The sequence below is a fragment of the Methylomonas defluvii genome, assembly GCF_033949435.1.
Taxonomy (GTDB): domain Bacteria; phylum Pseudomonadota; class Gammaproteobacteria; order Methylococcales; family Methylomonadaceae; genus Methylomonas; species Methylomonas defluvii.
In genome coordinates, this window is sequence record NZ_JAXARY010000001.1 from 15,949 (window position 1) to 35,209 (window position 19,261).

Here is a 19,261-nt window from a genome sequence, read left to right on the forward strand (position 1 = left end):
GAGCTTAAGGAGCATTATCGGAAGGTGCGTGTAGCCAGGGAACCCTACCGGAGTAGGGTGTTGGCGCGTTAGGAAGTTTTGTTAACATGTATTTTTAATTCAACTATTAGAGCGATAATTTCAAGAGGAATTTACAATGAAACGCAGTCTGAAATGCCTTGCCCTGGGCTTAATGCTGCCGGTATTACCGGCACACGCCAGTGTTTTGTATACGTTGGTGGATCTCATGCCGGAGAGCCCGTTGGTCAATTCGGGGGCGCGCGCTATCAGCGATGCCGGGCATGTTCTAGGTTTTACGGGGGATGGTGAAAGCTTTGTTTACAAAAATAATAGTGTGAGCTGGCTGTCCGTACCCAGATATGCAAACCCTACCGGGATCAATTCAAGCGGTGTGGTGGTGGGCAATTCTGCCGGGCGCGGGATTGTGTACAGTAATGGTGTCACCCAAATAATCGGTGGTTTCAGCGGCAGTCCTTATTCCAGTGTGGCCTACGGCATCAATGACGCCGGGCAAATAGTCGGCAGTGCATGGAATGCCGAGGGCAACCAACGAGCCACTATTGCCGGTAACGGCAGCTTGACTGATCTGGGAACTTTGAATGGTGGCCAATGGAGTGCGGGGAATGCGATCAACAATAGTGGTCAGGTCACTGGCGAGAGTCAAACGCCTAATGGAGGTCACGCTTTTATTACCCGTAATGGCCAAATGGTGGATCTGGGCGCTTTTGCCTGGGGTGTCAGCAGAGGTTATGCCATCAACGACCTCGGCCAGGTGGCCGGCACATCCTATGTCACCAACAATGAAAAGCACGCTTTCATTACAACGCTTGATGACCACATGGTTGATATAGGTTTGTCCGGCTATAGCAGCGAGGCATTCGGTATCAATAATGCCGGACAAGCCGTGGGATATTTCGGCGACAATTTTGGTGGATCCAAACGTGCGTTCGTTACACTCAATGGCGTCATGACAGACTTGAACACACTGATTGCAGCCAATATCGGTTGGACGCTGATGACGGCTTACGATGTCAACAATAGCGGACAAATCGTTGGGGTGGGGATTGCCGCGAATGGCGTGCAACGGGCCTTTCTGTTAAATCCGATTGCTGCTGTGCCCATACCCGGCGCCATCTGGTTGTTTGGTTCTGCTTTACTCGGTTTGGTTCCGCTGCGCCTGCGGGCTCGATTCTGAAAGCGCATGGCGGTTGTGGAGCTAACGCTTAGCTGCAACTTGGACAAGCAGCTCGTTACCCGGATTTAGCAAGGTTGCTGGGATTCTGAGGACGCGACAATCGGCTGCGCCTGCAAAAAAACAACCCATAACAACCGCGTTAATCTTGAGCGCTTTGGCCGCTGGAAGCCACCAAAGCGCCTTTGCTTACCTGCGTTAGGCATATTTTTCGCTCCTGTGCCCAGCGCTTCTATCAATCGGAGCGCTGGAGAATCAAAATGCTGCAAAAACTTGTAACGGTAACTTTCTTCTTGATCCTTTCCGGCTGTGCCACAACGGCAAGCAACCCTCCCGCCCAGGGAAGCAACAAAGCGGAAGGCAAAATATCAATGGCCATTGGCCGTGAAATGGGCAACTTCAAAATCACCCATTCACAGGCAACCGAAGCCCCCGCCGGTTATAACGGCATGCAGTACACCGTTAAAACTGACGATGGCGCGACCTTTAAATGTGAGATTTTAGAGCCGTCGGGGTTTGGTAAATTCGCGACCTGGGGCATGGCAAGCGGAGCGGACGCCATGTGCACCGATTTCACCAAAGGATCGAGCGACGTAGGCAAAACCAACAAGGCAAGTTGCAACGCTTTGCTGCAGGCGGCGGGCAAATGCTGAAGTAATACTCGACACGGAGCTCAAGGCGACGCTCCGTGCTCCTCTGCCGCAGCACCGATGGCTAGTGGAAGGTTATAAAACCGCATGTTAACGAAGGAGTATCCGGACACGAAAACCTGACTAACGGCGCCAAGGCTGGGCGGCAACAGAATCGGAATAGCAAAATGGAAAAGCTTTTTTCTAATCCTCGCCAAGACGGGGCGGTTTGCTTCTCGGACATCAGTCCAAACGGTCAACTACGCCTACTGGACTTGAGTTTCGGGCGTATCGCCTTTGGTTTTGGCTTGATCCCCGTGGTAGCGGCACCGTTTATTGTCTGGCTGCATCAAATCGACCGGGACGCTCGCGCCTTTTGGGCTTGGGCAGGTGTGTTTACATTCGTGGCGCTGGCCGTCCGTCTGTTGTTCCGCCGCTATCGGCGCGACTGCGCACAACTGGGCGCCGAACGGGCCATGCACGATTGGCTATCCAAGGTGCATGCGCTGGCGCTGCTTTACGGATTCAGCCTGTCGGTACCGGTATTGATCATGTGCAGCGGCGACTATCCTTTTGAGTTTGCGATGCTGTTTCTGGTCACCTGTGCGTCGATAGTGGCGGGCAATGCCACCCACCAGTCGCCTATCCTGAGCGCATTCCAACGTTTCTTCGCTGCCAGTTGGGGCGTCTCGACATTGCTTATACCGTGGGTATTTCCCGCTCATTGGCCCTACGTAATGCCGTTGTCCGCGCTCTACATTTTGTCGATTTACAAACACGCGGTGCTCGTGCACCGGTTTTTTTTACAACAGATATTCCTGGAAGAAGGCTACCGCGCCGCCAAGGATCTAGCCGAAGCCGCATTGCGCGCCAAGAACCAGTTCCTGACCACGGCCAGCCACGACTTGCGTCAGCCGGTGCATGCCATGGGCTTTTTGATCGAATCCATTTCTCGCCGCAACCGGGATTTACTGTTAGGCCCAGCCTTACAGGATTTGCGGCAAAGCGTGCAGTCGGTCACGCAGATGTTCAACTCGCTGTTGGATTTGTCCAGGATCGAGCTGGGCGCCCAGCCGGTCAATCTACAAACCGTGGCCTTGGACCCGTTGATGAACGACGTCGCGACGCTGTTCCGGGAAGAAGCGCGTGTCCGCCAAATCGAGCTGCGCGTGCGCACCAGCGCCGGTAAAGCCTTGGTGCGCGCCGACCCGCTATTGCTGCGCCAGTCGATGATCAACCTGATGCAGAATGCCTTGCGTTATACCCAAAGCGGCGGGGTACTGATGGCGGCTCGCCGACGCCGCGACGGCTGGCAGTTCGAGGTCTGGGATACCGGGGTCGGCATCGCCGAAGATGACCAACAGCGGATTTACTCGCCCTTCTTCCGCCCCGAACATGCCTGGCGCATCGACAACGCCGGACACGGCTTGGGTTTGGCGGTAGTGGCGCGCTGCGCGGATTTGATGGGCGCCAGCCAGGGCTTGAGTTCGCGGGAAGGCCAAGGTTCGCGGTTTTGGCTGCGGCTGCTGTCCGCGCCGCTTGAGGAGCGGCGCGCGGTGGTGCGCGACCGGGACTTTGCGCCGGCCGGCCGTGGCGAAATGCTGAGCGGCCGCTGTCTGGTGATCGACGACGAACCGCAAGTGCGCAACGCCTGGCAAGCCTTATTGAATTCATGGGGCGTGGAAACGGCGTGCGCCGCCTCCGCCAACGACGCATTGGCCTTGCTCGATGCCGGCTTCGAACCGCAGGCCATCTTTTGCGACCAGCGCCTGCGCGCCGGCGAAAGCGGCTTCGAGTTGTTGCAAGCCTTGCTGGAACGCTGCCCGGACGCCGCCGGGGCGATGATCAGCGGCGAGTTCAATTCCCCGGCCCTGGCGCAAGCCGAGCAGGAAGGTTACCTGGTACTGCATAAGCCCTTGGACCCGGAGGCCTTATACGCCTTGCTGAGCCGGCTATTGCCAGCCGATCCGCTAACAGGGATAGCCAAGAAAAATGCAATCGCCTAACAATAGTCTTGCCGGATGGCTGGGGCTGGCTTCCTCAGGTCTGTTGGCTTGGGGTAACTGGCACTACGCCCAAACGCTCCCCAACTACGACGCCATGCGCCAGACCATTAGCGAATTGGCTGCGTTCGGGACACCCTTGGCGGACCCAATCAATTACGGACTTTTCCTGCCGGTGGGCTTGATGCAATGGCTGGCGCTGGCCTGCCAGTACCGCACGCTCAAGCAGAACTCCACGCTACTCCGGGGCTTACTGGCGTTTTCCTGGGTGGGAACGGCTTATGTCTTTTGCGCGCTATTCCCGTGCGATCCCGGCTCTCCGCTGATGGGCTCCTGGCGCCAGCAAATTCATAACCTGTTCGGTGCGCTTGAATATCTGGGAGGCGGTTATGGCTTGCTGCTGTTTGGGCGTATTCCCGGCTCCCGCATCGCCATCCCTTTGAAAATTTCCGGCGTGCTGGTACTGACGGTTCTGGTGTTGCTGGCCATCCCTTTTCTGGCGGACTACAGGGGCCTGATTCAACGCATTGCCGAAAGCGTGTTGTTCGGCTGGTTGACGTTAGCGAGTGCTGTGCAATTGGCCCGCCTCTATATTGACCCCATTGCAATCGCAAGGTAACCGAATAAAAGGCGCAAGTGGTATTAAACGTTACACGACCTTGACTCTAACCAGGCTTTTTTCGTAAAGCTACCAAGCGGAAAAAAGTCCTTCATCGGGCGGTCGATAAAGCAAGCGATGCAACCGACATCTAGCTCGGGTGCGCTTAGTGGCCTAGCCATCAATGCCAAAAATCATGCAACTTCATCGAGCCGACCGATGGCGCTAATGTTTGCCGACAACCTGCTGTAGACGTCGAGCGAATTCGATGGATTTGCCGTCGGCTGGCAGCGAGTCCGGTAAATAAATCTTAGCGTTCCAAATACTGCCATCATCCGCCTCTTTACTCATACATTGCTTTTTGCCATCCGCGTTGACGACGCATCGGCGCTGGTAACCGTTGGGAAGCGTATAGGTTTCCGATTCTTGTACGGGCCTGCTATCCGGCGCCTTAAGATTTTCCGGGGCAACCGCCAATTTGCGGCGATCAAACTTATTTCCCCCTGCAAGTTCGGACGATTCTCGGGCGACTTGGCGCATATCGTCCAATACCTTGGATAGGTCGAGTTTGGCAGACTCGGGGTGTGCAGGATTCGCAGCCCCGTCGGTCCGCGGCGCGGCGTTGTTCGTTTGCCTCGGCGAAGAGCCGCCATGATCCGGCAAAATCGGCGCCGGCTTTGGTGGCGTCCTCGATCTGCCTCCAGCCAACCTGGGCGGCGGGCTTAGCGGCAACTGATTTTGCCTGCCTTGTTCCGCTAAGCGTAGGATCTTGAATTCCACCGATAGCGCTGTCAAACGGTCCGCCGATTTTCTCGGCCGGTCTATATCGGTCAACGTCAACACTATCCCAAGATGTATCGACAGAGAGACGATCAGGCATAAGACAAACTTGCGTGGCGCCGATTTGATCATTGGCATCAGCTATTGCCATTCTTGTAATGTATTACTAAACAGCGCGTTGGTCTCGGAAGATGGTTTTCGACTGGGCAAAAACAATAGATCGAGTTAACCATGGCGGGTAAAACCCAATCGACCTAACTGGCTAGTTGGCTCGCGAGCTCACCCCGATAAACGCCTGATCGCTTCGGACATCGCATTTGAGCAAATAGGTTTGGCCTGCTTGTAAAACCAGGGTTTTCTTGGGTCTATGACTCGAAAATCCTTTAAAGCAATAGACTTGAATGTCGTACTCTCCAGGCAAGACATGAATCTCGCTGGGGTAGTCCGTAAAACCCGGCCAGCCAAATGCCTTTTGTTCGCCCGCGCCGTTGGCTTCAATCTTCGTATAGCCGATGATGGTCGCGTGATAGGCATCGGCAAAAGGGGTGCCCACAACACTTTGGATTACCGCAATCTCGTCAGCGCTAAGCGTGTCGCCCGCATATTGTTTGGCTGGCGTCATAAAACCGCATGAACAGAGCATGGACGTGGCAATCATGGTCATAACATTTTTCATGGATTCTCCTTGTCATTGCCGCGCAAACGTAAAGCATGCCCACCAAGGGTTAAAACAACCATAACCGGTAACAATGGAAAGTACGTTTTCATAGCGTCGCCTCTTTTTAATTGATAAACCTAAGGTTGATGTAACGGCATCGAATGTCTTATAAAACTCGTCATGGGCTGCTTTTATTGATTAATAAATCAGTGAGATCAAAAAGCGTTCTCCAAACAGCCGTTTTGCAGGGATGAAAATGCCCGGAACCCCGATGGACGGCGACGAGCCTGGGCAGCATTATCGGAAGCGCGGTGCGGCGGCGTAACCCTACCGTAGTAGGGTATTGGGGCGCATCGGCTGTTTGTTAAGATGTAATTATTTTGCATGTTTTAGCGATAGCCTGGTTCGACGCAAAATGCCGAACCAGGCTATCGACCATTAGGGAGAGTTGAGCGTGACAAATTCGGCTAGTGCGTTGGTTATCGACGACCATCCGCTGTCGGCGAGCGGTATCGCCGATTTTTTGCTATCGCATTGCGGCTTCGGTCAGGCTCGGCCGGTATCCAGCATCGCCGAGTTTTGGGCGATTCTCGATGCCGCCCAGCCGCCGTCGTTGGCCGTGGTGGATTTTTGGCTGCCGGAAGGTGCGTCGCTGCCGTTGCTAGTGCAAATGAAACGCCAGTACCCGGCGACACGTTTGCTGGCAATCAGCGCGGACGACAATTCGGCCGTGTCGGACAAGGCACGCGAGGCCGGCGCCGACGGCTTTCTGCACAAGCAGGAAGCGCCGGAGATTTTCGGCCGTGCCGTGGCCGCGTTGTTACGGGGCGACACTTGGTTTCACAGCGGTCCATTTGCCGTGACAGGCAGCAATCAGCCGCTCAAGGAACTGCCGGTCACCGCTGCCGAGCTGGGTTTGACCGCCCGCCAAGGCCAGGTGCTGGCGATGATGTTGAAAGGCTTGCCCAACAAACGCATCGCCTTGAACCTGTCGCTGTCCGAACAAACCGTCAAAGAACACGTCACCGGTATTCTGGAGCGGCTGGGGGCCCGCAACCGGATCGAGGTGATTACCATGCTACGCGGCAAAAAGCTGGAAGGCTCCTGATGCAAACCACACTGGCCGATTCAACGGACAGCAAGCCGCTGCGCTTTGCCGACATCAGCCCGGCCGGCCAAGCTCGATTGCTGGACATGACGCATAACCGGCTGGTGTACGGGATCACCATTATCCCGTTTGTAGGCTTGCCCTTCGTGTATTGGAAGCATCAACTCGATCAAGACGTCTTGGGATTGCTGGCGTGGACGGTGTCGTATTTTTTGGTCGTGCTTGCCGTGCGCCTGCAACAGCGGCAATACTTGCGTGACAGGGCCAGCCTTGATCCGCATGCGGCGGTCGCCCATTGGCTACCCATCATTCTGCGCATGGCCTTGGCGCATGGGCTCGGCTTGGCGGCGCTGGTGCTTATCATCGCCGGTCGGGTCCCGTTCGAATATACCTTACTGCTTTACATGAGTTTGGCGGCAATCATGGCGGCTAACGCCACCCACCAATCACCAGTATTCAGTGCGTTTCAGCGGTTTTTCGGTGCCGCTTGGGGCGGTTGCACACTGTTGACCCCATGGACGTTTCCCGAGCACTGGCATTTAATCATGCCTCTGTGCGTCAGTTACGTCTTATCGATACACCGGCACTCCTCGATTGCCCATGGCTTTTTCCTGCAGCAAATAAAACTGGAAGAAGATAGCGCCAAGTTGGCTGAGAATTATCGGCGCGCCAAGGAGGAAGCCGAAGCCGCCTTACGCGCCAAAAACCAGTTCCTGACCACGGCCAGCCACGACTTGCGCCAGCCGGTGCATGCCATGGGCTTTTTAATAGAATCGATTTCCCGCCGCAATCAGGAACCGAGTTTGCAACCTGCATTGCAAGATCTGCAACAAAGCGTGCAATCGATTACACAGATGTTCAATTCGTTGCTGGACTTGTCCAGGATCGAGCTGGGCGCCCAGCCGGTCAATCTGCAAACCGTGGCGCTGGACCCGCTGATGAACGATGTCGCCACGTTGTTTCGTGAAGAGGCCCGCTCACGGCAAATCGATCTCAGAGTGCGGTTGAGCGGCGGCCGGGCCTTAGTCACCGCCGATGCCATGTTGTTGCGCCAGTCCATGATCAACCTGATGCAAAATGCCTTGCGCTATACCCAAAGCGGCGGGGTATTGATGGCGGTGCGGCGGCGCAGTGCTTGCTGGCAGTTCGAGGTCTGGGATACCGGGGTCGGCATCGCCGAAGATGACCAACAGCGGATTTACTCGCCATTCTTCCGCCCCGAACATGCCTGGCGCATCGACAACGCCGGTCACGGCTTGGGTTTGGCGGTAGTGGCGCGCTGCGCGGATTTGATGGGCGCGAGCCAGGGCTTGAGTTCGCGGGAAGGCCGCGGTTCACGCTTCTGGTTGCGATTGCCGGCCGCCGCTCTCAGCCACGAGCGGTGGACTATGGCGGCTGACCAGCCGGTCGCACCGGTCGAGCAAGCCGCAGCGCTGAGCGGCCGCTGCCTGGTGATCGACGACGAACCGCAAGTGCGCAACGCCTGGCAAGCCTTATTGAATTCGTGGGGCGTGGAAACGGCTTGCGCCGCCTCCGCCAACGATGCATTGGCCTTGCTCGATGCCGGCTTCGAACCGCAGGCCATCTTTTGCGACCAGCGCCTGCGCTCCGGCGAAAGCGGCTTCGAGTTGCTGCAAGCCTTGCTGGAACGCTGCCCGGATGCCGCCGGGGCGATGGTCAGCGGCGAATTCAATTCCCCGGCTTTGGCGCAAGCCGAGCAGGAAGGTTACTTGGTGCTGCACAAGCCTTTGGACCCTGTGGCGTTACATGCCCTGCTGAGCCGGCTATTGCCGGCGGCCGACAATAACTACTCGTAAAAGACGCCAATTCGACAATCCCAAGCCTCAACAAATGGCGTCTATTTTGCTGGGTGGAATGGACACTCACCTTATAACCAGGAGTTTGCAATGAATATTTCGAACATAGGACCCAGCCTTGCCGCTAGCCGAGCTGTCAGCGGAAAAACTTTGCCGTCGCCGGCAATCGCTAAAATCGCCGAGGCAGCCGATCAAAGCCAAGCGCCGCGGACCGTCGATATGCGCCGGGTCTCGCTCAATGAAATCAACGCCTTGATCAAATCCGGCGTGGACGGTTTGCTGGACGTCGTGCCTTATATTCCAACCGCCACCATCAACTCCTCCGGCGCAGGGGATGCCGGCGACGTGAAGGTGGATTATTTGGGCCAGATCGAAGCGCAGATCGAATTTCAGAAAAGCCGTCACGAAGACACCGCTTTTCTGGAAAAAGTGTTGAGCAACGTTAAACGTCTCGACGGCATGGCCTTGCCGCCGAAACTGGATGTGATGGCTTGAGGCCCAGGACGCGGCCATCAACATTTTAATAACCCAGTTCCAATCTATTTATCTTAACCATGGCGCTTGACCCTGACGCAACGTCACGCTCTATGCTGGCGGCACGCATAACGAAGGAGCCAAACCATGTTGCTTAAAGTGGGCGATCTTGCCAAACGCTGCGGACTGACGGTCCGTACTTTGCACCACTACGACAGCATCGGTTTGCTAAAGCCTTCCGCGCGTTCCGATAGCGGCTACCGGCTGTATAACCGGGCGGACATTTCCAGATTGCATCAAATTCAAGCCTTACGGCGGTTTGGTCTGTCGCTGGCCGACATCGGAGACATTTTGGCAAACTCCGGACTGAATCTCGCGACTATCGTCGAACGGCAGATTGAAGCCTTGGACCAGCAGATCGCGCAAAGCCAAGCCTTGCGCGACCGCTTGTCCGGCCTGCAACTGCAATTGATGCGCGGAGAAGAACCGGAGCTTGCCGATTGGCTAACCACACTGGAGATGATGACCATGTACGATAAATATTTTTCCGCCAACGACCTTAAGCGCTTGCCGCTGCTGGATATAGACGAGACCTCCACCGCCGGCGAATGGGCGGCACTGGTTCAAGCGGTGCACGAAGCGATGCAGGCCGGGGTCGCGCCCGAGAGTGCCGAGGCCCAGGAATTGGCAAGGCAATGGATCAGCATGCTGGAACGCGACACCCAAGGCGATCCTCGGCTACTCGTTAAACTCAACGCCATGATGGTCGGCGAACCGACGGTACAAGCTAAAACAGGTGTGACGCCGGAAGTCGTTGCTTACATCCAAAGCGCATTCATCGAGACCAAATTGACGATCTACGAGAAATACCTCGCCGCCGACGAATTCAGCTTTATGCGCGAAAACTACGGCAAGCGCGCCGACGAGTGGCCGCCGCTGATCGCCGCGATACGTCAACACAGGGAAGACGGCACGCCGCCGAACGATCCGCGCATGCAGCAACTGGCCCGAACCTGGCTGGAATTGTTCCGCGCCTACGCCGGCGATAATCCCGAAACTCATGCCAAGATTCGCGCCGCCAATCAGGCCGAACCTTATCTGTTCTTCGGCACGTTTATCGACCAGCCGCTATTGGCTTATGTGTTTCAGGCGGTGGGCGAACTGCGTCAAGCCCGATTGTCGGAGAGCTGTGTAGCCTAAGGTGAATGAGCAGGTTGGCCTTCTTTTACCGAACCCGGTGGCTCAGTCTAAGAATAAGTTGCTAACCAAAATGTGAGGCTGACAGAAGTGCGAAATCAACAACGCTCTTTGTTGTTTAGGAACAGTCCGAGGGGAGAACTTTTCCGAGAGTTTGGGCGGAATCGCCCATTAGCTCAACATCGCACTTCGGCTTCAGTGACCGCAGTGGAATGGATAGTCACCTAATAGCGTTTATGTCTGTACGACCTGAGCTGGTCTTGCGTAGCCTCGATGCAGCGTTAGCGGAATCGAGGGGCTCTTCTGACCATCCGTTATCAGACGAACATCGACAATTGAAAGGCGTTGGTCTTCGAATCCTCGATTTCATCGAGGCTACTTGCTAGTGTTCTACTAACAATAAGCTACTAATAAGACTAGCTTCACACCTTGTTATTAATAACTCGCTGCAACATTAACTAGTAGGGATACCGAAATATGTATCCTAAATAACAACCACTAGTTCATATATGTTTATTTAGCACTCCGCTATCTACTGTTAACAGAAAAATCACCTTATTGACCAATAACGAATTCCGCAACACACTATATGTGTTTGTTTTTATTGTATTATTTAATTTTAAAAAGGTAATTGCTATGGCTTTCTTAACCAAGGTTCTGAATAAAAATGTTAAACATCCATTTTGTTCTTGGAAAACCGCCTGTCTGAATTCTGAAGCATTTTCGCATATCAATGAAGCAGGCCCATTCGAAGAATATACTTGGAATGGAGATTATCTGGATGCAGAGCCAAGCGCTGGTTACGCAGAAAATATACATGAACGACATAAAGGGCTACAAGTTGAGCTGTATTAAGATAAAATTGCAATAACCTTAGTGAAATCTGGCTATGGTTTTGTTAAAGGTTACATGTATCCTAAAGAATACTTTTCGTTAGTTGAAGATCAAGTATTCAAAGTAAAGCTTGAAAAATATGAGAATGGGGAGCGTATTAGAGAGCATCTATCAAAATTACAACAGCTTAAAAGTGAATATCCAAAAGAGATTTTTAATTTAATTAAAAAAATCTCAAATAATTAACCCTTCAGGGCCGTTGGCTGGGTGGAGAGCCAGCGATACTCAGCTTTAATGGCTTCTAGCTGGGTTTCATTATCATTCAACTCAGCCTACTTCCACAAACCAGATTCAGATTAGTATCCATTAGCGGTCATTGGGAAGCTCAACTGACTGTCGCTTTAGGCTCGACTACCGATTTTAACGCCTCAAAATCAACGACTTTGGATCGAATCGTCTGCAAGATTATTTAATCGATACGGTTTATCAGTAACTTTTCCGCTTGCCGAAAATTCAAACCCCAAATACCCGATTTTTGCATGGATTGCTTCAGCGAATAGGCCAGCGCCGCTGCAAGTACTCGTGAGTAATATGGCAGGGTTTCCAGATATACCGGCAATAGGTCGTCGATTTTTTCTGCCTGTTGCAGTTTCTGTTCCAGTTGCTGGCGGCGATTTGCTATCTCTTGGATAAAAGCGCCATCGTTGGCGCAAGCGTCTGATAACTCCAAAGTCCAGGTTAAATCCGACTGCAATTCGCAAGCGCCTATGAATCGCCCGGACTGGGCCGGGTACCATTGCTGCGGCGCTATCAATGACAAACGGTACTGGCCATCCTTGAAATACAGCCAATACACTTGTTCCGTGGTCGGTTTAAACCGAATTTGGCTATTGAGAACAAACAGAGAGGTAAATAAATCGCTGCTGATTTGCTGAATGTTTTTGGCGGGGGCAATCAGCTGCTTTTTGGCCTGCTGTAAACTGTCCAGTACAGCGATGCTTCCCTTGCCCTGAGGATTGGCTGGTTTACTGATTACACTCATCATTCAAAGTATCCGCTATGGTTGCAAAAAACGGCTGGTCCGATTTATCCCAGATCGAAACGCCAGTGACAATAAGAGCCGGCTTAATAGTCGTTTCAAAGCCCCGGCAAATCCTCTAAAACCGTTTCCGCACGCTGAGTGATCGCCTTAAGCTCCGCAGCCGCAAACCGATCCAGATTGCGATAGACCATACTCAGGCGCGGATTGTGATTTAGCTTGTCGCGATGGCGGATAAAAAAATCCCAGTACAACGCATTGAACGGACAAGCCCGCTCGCCGCTGCGGGCTTTTTTGTCGTAGTGGCAACCCTTGCAATAGTCGCTCATCCGGTCGATGTACGCGGCGCTGGATACATAAGGTTTGGTCGCCAGCAGGCCGCCGTCGGCGAATTGGCTCATGCCCAGCGTATTGGGCAATTCCACCCATTCAAAGGCGTCGATATACACACCCAGATACCAACGATGCACGGCTTCCGGTGCCAGGCCCGCCAGCAGGGTGAAATTGCCGATCACCATTAGCCGCTGGATGTGGTGGGCGTAAGCATATTGCAGCGATTGGCCGATGGCAGCCGCCAGGCAATTCATCCGGGTTTCGCCGGTCCAGAACCAGGCCGGTAAAGGTCGGGCATGGCCGAAATAATTGTGCGTGGCATAGTCCGGCATCCTTGCCCAATACACGCCGCGCACGTACTCGCGCCAACCGAGAATTTGCCGGATGAAGCCTTCCGCTGCCGCCAGCGGCGCATGGCCTTGGCGATAAGCCTGTTCGGCGCGTTCGACCACTTCACGCGGATTAAGCATTTTGGTGTTCAGCGCAAACGACAGCAGCGAATGAAACAGTCGCCAACTGCGCCTACTCATCGCGTCCTGAAAATCGCCGAACTGCGGCAGGCCATCGGCGATAAACGCTTCGAGTTGCTGTAAGGCTTTTGCCCGATTCAGCGGCCAGCGGAAATCGTCGGCGTCGGCGGTGCCGAAACTGTTCACGCCCGCCGCGACGATGCTTTGCCAAATCGCGCTATGGTCGTGGCGGGGCCGAGTGTCAGCGGCCACCGCCGGCGTGCCGGGCCACGCTTTGCGGTTGTCGTGGTCGAAATTCCATTGCCCGCCTATTGGGCGTTGGTTGTCTTCCAGCAACACGCCATGTCTAACCCGCATGCGCCGATAGAACATTTCCATCAGCCAATGCGGCCGAGAGCCAAACAACTCTGCCGCTTCCTCCCGCTGGCTATAGAAATGCTCGCTGTCGCAGGCTCGGCTGCTGATGGGCAACTGTTGGCAATAGGTGCACAATTGCCGATCCAAACGCCATTCGTCGGGGAGCTGGTATTCAAAATGCTGGACCCGATACTGCGTAATCAACACATCCAAATTGGCGGTCAGCGACTGGCGGTTGCCGCTATCGTCAATTGGCAGGTAATGCACGCGATGGCCTTGGGCCGACAAATGCTGAGCGAAATCGCGCATTGCCGCGAAAATGCCGATGATTTTTTGTGCGTGGTGCAGCACGTAATCGGTTTCCTGGCGGATTTCCATCAGCGTATAAATCACTTCATCATCGGTTTGCGCAAACCAGCTGTGCAGCGGATTTAACTGGTCGCCCAGAATGAGCCGCAAGGTCGTCATGCGGTTTTGGCCGTGCCGCGTTGCCGGCGGCAACGCTCTGAACAATATTTCACCGTATCCCAGTCTCGGGCCCATTTTTTACGCCACACGAAGGGTCGACCGCAGACGGCACAGAGCTTGGCAGGCAGCAAGGCTTTTTGGTGCATTAAAAATCCAGCTGGGTTTGTACCCAGTCGCAGGCTGCGGCTTGGGTTGGTCGGCGGCGGGTGGGCTGCTTTCGCGAGCCGTGTTTCTCGACGATAGCCGCCTTGGCGGCTTTCACGTCGGCGCGGCCACGCACTTGGTAAACACGGGTTTTGGCCTGCCGGGTAGCTGATTCCAGATCGACCAGCGGTTCGGCAATATCCACACCGATCCTCAGGCCGCATTGTTGTTGCAGTTTTACCGACATGCGCCACGGTTCGAACAGCCATTCATTGGGTACGCGGCGTAAGGCCGGCAGCCAATGTCTGACAAAATGACCGTGCGGATCGTGGTCGCGGGCCTGTTTGATCGGGTTATACACCCGCGTGGTATTAATGCCGGTAGTGCCGGCTTGCATTTGCATCTGGCTCCAGTGGATGCCGGGTTCGTAATCCAGAAACTGCCGGGCCAGCCAAGTGCCGACCGGTTGCCAATGCAGCCACAAAGGATAACTGGCTACCGATACCAGCATCGCCCGCATGCGGAAATTCAGCCAGCCCGTTTGCTGCAACATCGCCACACAGGCATCGACCAGCGGCCAACCCGTTTGCCCTGCGCTTAAGGCCTGAAAATGCACCGGATTCCAGTCCGCTTCGCGCAGGCCGTCATAGCCGCGATGCAGATTGGTAAACTCCAGTTCCGGTTCGCTTTCCAGCTTTTGCATGAAATGGCAATGCCAGTACAAGCGGCTGACGAAGGCCGTCAAACCGGCTCGACGGGCATCGCCGCGCGGTAAAGCAGCCAACTGGCGGCGGGTGGCTTGCACGACCTCCCGCAAACTCAAACAGCCGAAGGCCAGATAAGCAGAAAGTCGCGAACAGGCCGTTGGTGCGGACAAGGGCGAGGAGATGCCGCCTCGGTAAGCACCGCAACGCTCGAACAGAAAGTCGCGCAAGGTTTCGATGCCTTGGCGGCGGCCACCCAGTTGTCGCAGCGGCAGGTCGGGCTGAAGTAAGCCCAGGGAATTGGGCTCGGGCCAGGTGAAAGGTTCAGGTAGCGCTATCCAATCGCAAACGGGAGGTTCCAGGCAGGGTTCCGCCATCAGCGCTTCCCAATGCGCTTTCCACAAGTCTCGATTTTGCAAGCGCCGCACCACACCGAACTGAGCAAATTCGTGCCAAAGCAAGCCGTGTTCCCGGCACCAGCCTTGCACCGCCAAGTCGCGCTGAAAGCTCAGCCAGTTGCCGGTTTCCTGGTGCGAATACAACGCCAGGAAGGGCGCTTCCTGCCAAAGCCGCTGCAAAACCGCCACTGCTTCGCCCACTTCGATACGCAAGCCGCCGCCGCGTTTGCGCAAGGCAAGTTCCAAATCAAGCAGGCTATCGCGTAAAAATTGGTAGTGGTGCGTGGCAACGTCGTCGGCCGCCCACAAGCTGGGTTCGATGATGAACAAACACAGCACCGGCGCGTTGCGGCTGGCGTAAAGCAGCGGTGCATGGTCGTGTACCCGCAGATCGCGCTTGAACCAGACCAAGTTATAGCTCATCGCTTAATGCCAGCCCTGGCGCCAGTTGTCGGTATTAAGCAAATCCCGCCACGGCATTACTTGCGCTCGTTTGCTATACACCGCCTCCAACTCGATCATTTCCAGCGGTACGTCCGGGTCGTTCGGCCACAACAACTTGCTGACAATGAAGTGTTTTTCCTTGTTTTGCGGGGTAACGGCGGTCCATTTGCTGAGCAGTAATTTGTTCGGGTTCAGCCTGGGTGATTTGGCGGTCGGCATGGCTTGGTCTGCTTAAGGAATATAGCTTCCGAGCATACCAGCCGATCCCGAAATGGCGAGATCGGCACCATGCCGAAGAATCAATTTCCTGGCTGTAAGGTTACTTCGACTTCCCGCTTATTGCCGTTATTGACGACCTGGATTTTCACGACATCGCCAACCTTCTGGTCGTCCAGTCGAGCGAACAGTTTGGATAGCGAATCGACTTCCTTGCCGTTAATGGCAACGATGATGTCGCCCGGCACCATGCCGTTGGCCGTTATCGATACGCCTTGTAAACCGGCTTTATCCGCCGCCGAACCGGGTTGCACTCGCAATACCGCGACGCCGGCCGTGCCGGTCAAAGCCGCCAATTGCTCGTTCATCTGCTGGTCTATTTCGATACCCAGGGCCGGGCGGATATATTTGCCTTGTTTAATCAGTTCCGGCACCACCCGCATCACCGTATCCACCGGCACCGCAAAACCGATGCCGGCGGAGGCGCCGCTCGGGCTGTAAATTGCGGTATTGATGCCGATCAACCGACCGGCGGAATCGAGGAGCGGGCCGCCGGAGTTGCCGGGATTAATGGCCGCGTCGGTTTGAATTAAATGTTCGACGGCCGGACCTTCCTGACCGCCCAGGGAGCGGTCCAGCGCGGAGACGATACCGCCGGTCAAAGTCCAGTCCAAACCAAACGGGTTGCCGATAGCGAACACTTTCTGCCCGACTTTCAGATCGCGGCTGGTGCCGACCGGTACCGGCGGCGGCCGTTTGAAGCCGACGCCGATCTTCAACACCGCAATATCATGCACTTGGCTGGCGCCAACCAGAGTGGCCTTGTAATCGCGGCCGTCGGCCAGTTTTACCGTGGCTTCATTGGCGCCGGCGATGACGTGGAAATTGGTCACCACGTGGCCGGCTTCGTCCCAGATAAATCCGGAACCCGTGCCCTTCGGCACTGAAAATACGTCGCGAGTCCAGACATTGCGCACTAGCGCGGCAGTGCTGATGTAAACCACCGAATCTCGCGATTTTTCGAACAATTCGATGGTGCTTTTTTCGTCCGCTGCCAAATCGCCGCGCGCGGTGACGGTTCTGACTGGGGCGGATTCGGTCGCAGGTGCTCCCGGCTGCCAATGCCAAAGCACTATCAGCGCTGCGGCGACTGCACCGGCGGCGAATACACGTTTAATGAATACATCGGGCGAATCGGGATGATTGGGATGTTGCATGTCGGCCTCCGGTTTGTTGGTTCCTACCCAGAATCGTGCGAACAGATCAATACTGTTTTAAACGGCGGCAGCGCGGGATATTCAATTCCACTGAGCCGCTACGTCGGCAAAATGGGAGCGCGTTTAGCAAATTTCAAGCGAGTCAGATACGTGTGTTTTTAATCAACAGTGGATTTAGGAACTATCGTCAAATCGCAAAGTCTCGAAAACGCCTGGATCGTTTGCTACTGGATAGGAGTGATCATCATGAAACGAGTTAAAAACACGATAAAACTCGCCATATTTGCTGTTTTGGGTATGGGATTAACAGGTGCCGCTATTGCAGAACATCATGAAAATGCCACGCTCAAAGCGCCATTGCAAACCGAGGAAGAATCTGAAGTGGAGCTTTACGATTACCACTCGGGTGTGACGTATACCGGTACGCTACAACGTTTTATGTTTCATCGGCATTTGGAAAATGTAGCCGAAGAGCCTGAGAATAGACATTCAGAATCGACGCAAATGAAGTAAACAGGCTGTGTAATTGAGAGTTGAAGACAGTTTAGGCAGGCATAATCAATAAAAAATCCTGCTCGCCAAAGCATAAAAGAGTTAAGAGGGTTGTTATCAAGGTACTTTACGCATCAATAACTGCAAGCGGATCCAGGCAATCGGCAGGCAGCTATTCAACACGCTGGCAGACAGGCCAATTGAATAATTTGTTTGGGTAGGATGTATTATCGGCCTCTCGACTGCTGGCGTCTGGCTTTGAAAAAATCGCTGAGCAGTTCCGCGCAATCCGCCTCCAGAATCCCCCCCGTCCATTCTACGCGATGATTTAAGAACGCCGCATCGCTGAGTTGCAGCGCATGGCAGACCGCGCCGCGTTTGGGATCATAAGCGCCGAATACCAGACGTTTTACGCGGGCGTGGGCAATGGCGCCCATGCACATCACGCAGGGTTCCAAGGTGACGTAGAGAGTGGTGTCAATCAGTCGGTAGTTGTTTAAGACTTGGCCGGCCTTGCGTAGCGCGATGATTTCGGCGTGAGCGGTGGGGTCGTTACTCTGGATGGGTTGATTCCAGCCTTCGGCGATGCAGCGGCCTTCATAAACCAGCACCGCGCCGACCGGCACTTCGTCTTGGGTTTCGGCGCGCTGTGCCAGGCGGATGGCATGGCGCAGCCATTCCTCGTCGGTCATGTTAAACCGTGGCTTTATTCAGGCGGTCGTTGACCGCTGCCCAGGCTTCGTTGTCGGGCGGCTGTTCGATCAGAATGGTGTCGAGTTGCAGGTTATCCAGGGCACGTAGCGAGCTGTACAACGCCGGTTCGTAAAGCTCGGCATCGGCCGGTAATCTGAGTAAATGCAGGCAGGGAATCTCGGCGATTTCCGTGCTGAAGGCCAGGATGCCGATGTGTTTGCCTTGTGCGCACAGATCGTCGGTCATTGCGATCAGGGTGTCGGCCGGGCACAGCAAGGCCATGGTATTGGGCGCGTAATGTACCGCCATCATGCCCGGCGCCCGAATTTTGGTTTGCGACGACAGACGAATGTCGGTATGCAGCACGGCTTTCAGTTGGCTGCGGGTAATCCGGCCGGGCCTGAGAATGGCAGGGATGCCGTCGCTGAGGTCGATAATAGTCGATTCCACGCCCACCGAACAAGCTCCGCCGTCCAGAATGCAGCCCACGCTGTCGCCTAGTTCTTCCGCGACATGCTCGGCTTGCGTCGGGCTGATATGGCCGAAGCGATTGGCCGATGGTGCGGCAATGCCGCCGCCGAAGGCTTGCAATAGTTGCAGCGCGACCGGATTGGCCGGCACCCGCAAACCCACCGTATCCTGACCGCCGGTAACGGCGGCCGGTACGGTCGATTTTTTATTCAATATCATGGTCAGCGGGCCTGGCCAGAAGTGTTCAGCCAACCTTAATGCCGCCTCCGGCACGGCTTCCGCCCAATCATGCATTTGCGCGGCGCTGGCGATATGCACGATCAGGGGATGATCGGCCGGCCGGCCTTTTGCGGCAAATATTTTGGCAACCGCATCGGGATTGGCGGCATCCGCGCCCAGTCCGTAAACAGTCTCGGTCGGAAAGGCGACTAATTGGCCTTGCCGTAATAGCTCGACGGCGTGGCGGATGGATTCTTCGGTGACGGGTTTAGGATTCAAAGTAATCAGGCGAAAGATAAAAATCTA

Annotated in this window: 21 protein-coding genes; 11 read left to right on the top strand and 10 right to left on the bottom strand. The window is 55.0% G+C overall.

Features of this window, described 5'->3' with window-relative positions:
- The first annotated feature begins 136 nt into the window (after positions 1-136).
- The 4 genes from QLH52_RS00080 (at position 137) to QLH52_RS00095 (ending at position 4,443) form a co-directional block, all read left to right on the top strand.
- Positions 137-1,195 carry a hypothetical protein gene (locus QLH52_RS00080; RefSeq protein WP_319960142.1) on the top strand — a complete coding sequence of 353 codons (1,059 nt, stop codon included), beginning with the start codon at positions 137-139 and terminating at the stop codon, positions 1,193-1,195.
- A 257-nt stretch (positions 1,196-1,452) separates the two neighbouring features.
- Complete coding sequence (locus QLH52_RS00085; protein ID WP_319960143.1) at positions 1,453-1,845, top strand: hypothetical protein; 393 nt, start codon at positions 1,453-1,455, stop codon at positions 1,843-1,845.
- Positions 1,846-2,009: 164 nt separating this feature from the next.
- Positions 2,010-3,827, top strand: coding sequence for an ATP-binding response regulator (locus QLH52_RS00090; RefSeq protein WP_319960144.1), 1,818 nt, complete (start codon positions 2,010-2,012; stop codon positions 3,825-3,827).
- Entirely contained in the window at positions 3,814-4,443 is a 630-nt protein-coding gene (locus QLH52_RS00095; protein WP_205452785.1) for a DUF998 domain-containing protein, read from the top strand. The genes QLH52_RS00090 and QLH52_RS00095 overlap by 14 nt, the downstream gene beginning before the upstream one ends.
- Positions 4,444-4,647: 204 nt before the next feature.
- Here the strand turns inward: QLH52_RS00095 and QLH52_RS00100 are convergent, their stop codons facing one another.
- Both QLH52_RS00100 and QLH52_RS00105 read right to left on the bottom strand, forming a co-directional pair.
- Positions 4,648-5,340: a hypothetical protein gene (locus QLH52_RS00100; RefSeq protein WP_205452786.1), complete on the bottom strand. Its 693-nt coding sequence runs from the start codon at positions 5,338-5,340 to the stop codon at positions 4,648-4,650.
- 124 nt (positions 5,341-5,464) lie between these two features.
- Positions 5,465-5,878: a hypothetical protein gene (locus QLH52_RS00105; protein ID WP_205452787.1), complete on the bottom strand. Its 414-nt coding sequence runs from the start codon at positions 5,876-5,878 to the stop codon at positions 5,465-5,467.
- 436 nt (positions 5,879-6,314) lie between these two features.
- Between QLH52_RS00105 and QLH52_RS00110 the strand changes: the two genes are divergently transcribed.
- From QLH52_RS00110 to QLH52_RS00135, 6 genes are all read left to right on the top strand, one after another.
- The gene (locus QLH52_RS00110; protein ID WP_033158526.1) at positions 6,315-6,968 is read left to right on the top strand and encodes a response regulator transcription factor; all 654 of its coding nucleotides are present in this window, start codon (positions 6,315-6,317) and stop codon (positions 6,966-6,968) included.
- Positions 6,968-8,785: an ATP-binding response regulator gene (locus tag QLH52_RS00115; protein WP_319960145.1), complete on the top strand. Its 1,818-nt coding sequence runs from the start codon at positions 6,968-6,970 to the stop codon at positions 8,783-8,785. The genes QLH52_RS00110 and QLH52_RS00115 overlap by 1 nt, the downstream gene beginning before the upstream one ends.
- A 90-nt stretch (positions 8,786-8,875) precedes the next feature.
- The gene (locus QLH52_RS00120) at positions 8,876-9,280 is read left to right on the top strand and encodes a hypothetical protein (protein ID WP_319960146.1); all 405 of its coding nucleotides are present in this window, start codon (positions 8,876-8,878) and stop codon (positions 9,278-9,280) included.
- Between the two features lie 126 nt (positions 9,281-9,406).
- Positions 9,407-10,459: a MerR family transcriptional regulator gene (locus tag QLH52_RS00125; RefSeq protein ID WP_319960147.1), complete on the top strand. Its 1,053-nt coding sequence runs from the start codon at positions 9,407-9,409 to the stop codon at positions 10,457-10,459.
- Between the two features lie 555 nt (positions 10,460-11,014).
- The gene (locus tag QLH52_RS00130; protein ID WP_319960148.1) at positions 11,015-11,311 is read left to right on the top strand and encodes a hypothetical protein; all 297 of its coding nucleotides are present in this window, start codon (positions 11,015-11,017) and stop codon (positions 11,309-11,311) included.
- 21 nt (positions 11,312-11,332) lie between these two features.
- Entirely contained in the window at positions 11,333-11,536 is a 204-nt protein-coding gene (locus tag QLH52_RS00135; RefSeq protein ID WP_319960149.1) for a hypothetical protein, read from the top strand.
- 223 nt (positions 11,537-11,759) lie between these two features.
- On the opposite strand, the gene QLH52_RS00140 is transcribed toward QLH52_RS00135, so the two are convergent.
- The 6 genes from QLH52_RS00140 to QLH52_RS00160 form a co-directional block, all read right to left on the bottom strand.
- Positions 11,760-12,335 carry a DUF2452 domain-containing protein gene (locus QLH52_RS00140; protein ID WP_319960150.1) on the bottom strand — a complete coding sequence of 192 codons (576 nt, stop codon included), beginning with the start codon at positions 12,333-12,335 and terminating at the stop codon, positions 11,760-11,762.
- Between the two features lie 92 nt (positions 12,336-12,427).
- Entirely contained in the window at positions 12,428-14,032 is a 1,605-nt protein-coding gene (locus QLH52_RS00145; RefSeq protein ID WP_319960151.1) for a cryptochrome/photolyase family protein, read from the bottom strand.
- Positions 13,954-14,136, bottom strand: coding sequence for a DUF2256 domain-containing protein (locus QLH52_RS24555; protein WP_425256933.1), 183 nt, complete (start codon positions 14,134-14,136; stop codon positions 13,954-13,956). The genes QLH52_RS00145 and QLH52_RS24555 overlap by 79 nt, the downstream gene beginning before the upstream one ends.
- A complete protein-coding gene (locus QLH52_RS00150; protein WP_319960152.1) occupies positions 14,103-15,626 on the bottom strand; it encodes an FAD-binding domain-containing protein in 1,524 nt (507 codons plus the stop codon). The genes QLH52_RS24555 and QLH52_RS00150 overlap by 34 nt, the downstream gene beginning before the upstream one ends.
- 3 nt (positions 15,627-15,629) lie before the next feature.
- The gene (locus QLH52_RS00155; protein ID WP_319960153.1) at positions 15,630-15,866 is read right to left on the bottom strand and encodes a TIGR02450 family Trp-rich protein; all 237 of its coding nucleotides are present in this window, start codon (positions 15,864-15,866) and stop codon (positions 15,630-15,632) included.
- 80 nt (positions 15,867-15,946) lie between these two features.
- Positions 15,947-17,080, bottom strand: coding sequence for a S1C family serine protease (locus QLH52_RS00160; RefSeq protein ID WP_319960154.1), 1,134 nt, complete (start codon positions 17,078-17,080; stop codon positions 15,947-15,949).
- Positions 17,081-17,326: 246 nt separating this feature from the next.
- Between QLH52_RS00160 and QLH52_RS00165 the strand changes: the two genes are divergently transcribed.
- Positions 17,327-17,593, top strand: coding sequence for a hypothetical protein (locus tag QLH52_RS00165; RefSeq protein WP_319960155.1), 267 nt, complete (start codon positions 17,327-17,329; stop codon positions 17,591-17,593).
- A 206-nt stretch (positions 17,594-17,799) separates the two neighbouring features.
- Here the strand turns inward: QLH52_RS00165 and tadA are convergent, their stop codons facing one another.
- Together tadA and QLH52_RS00175 are read right to left on the bottom strand one after the other, a co-directional pair.
- On the bottom strand, positions 17,800-18,264 hold the full coding sequence (gene tadA, locus QLH52_RS00170; RefSeq protein ID WP_319960156.1) for a tRNA adenosine(34) deaminase TadA: 465 nt from the start codon (positions 18,262-18,264) through the stop codon (positions 17,800-17,802).
- A 1-nt stretch (position 18,265) separates the two neighbouring features.
- Entirely contained in the window at positions 18,266-19,234 is a 969-nt protein-coding gene (locus QLH52_RS00175; protein ID WP_205452801.1) for an L-threonylcarbamoyladenylate synthase, read from the bottom strand.
- Positions 19,235-19,261 lie beyond the last annotated feature (27 nt).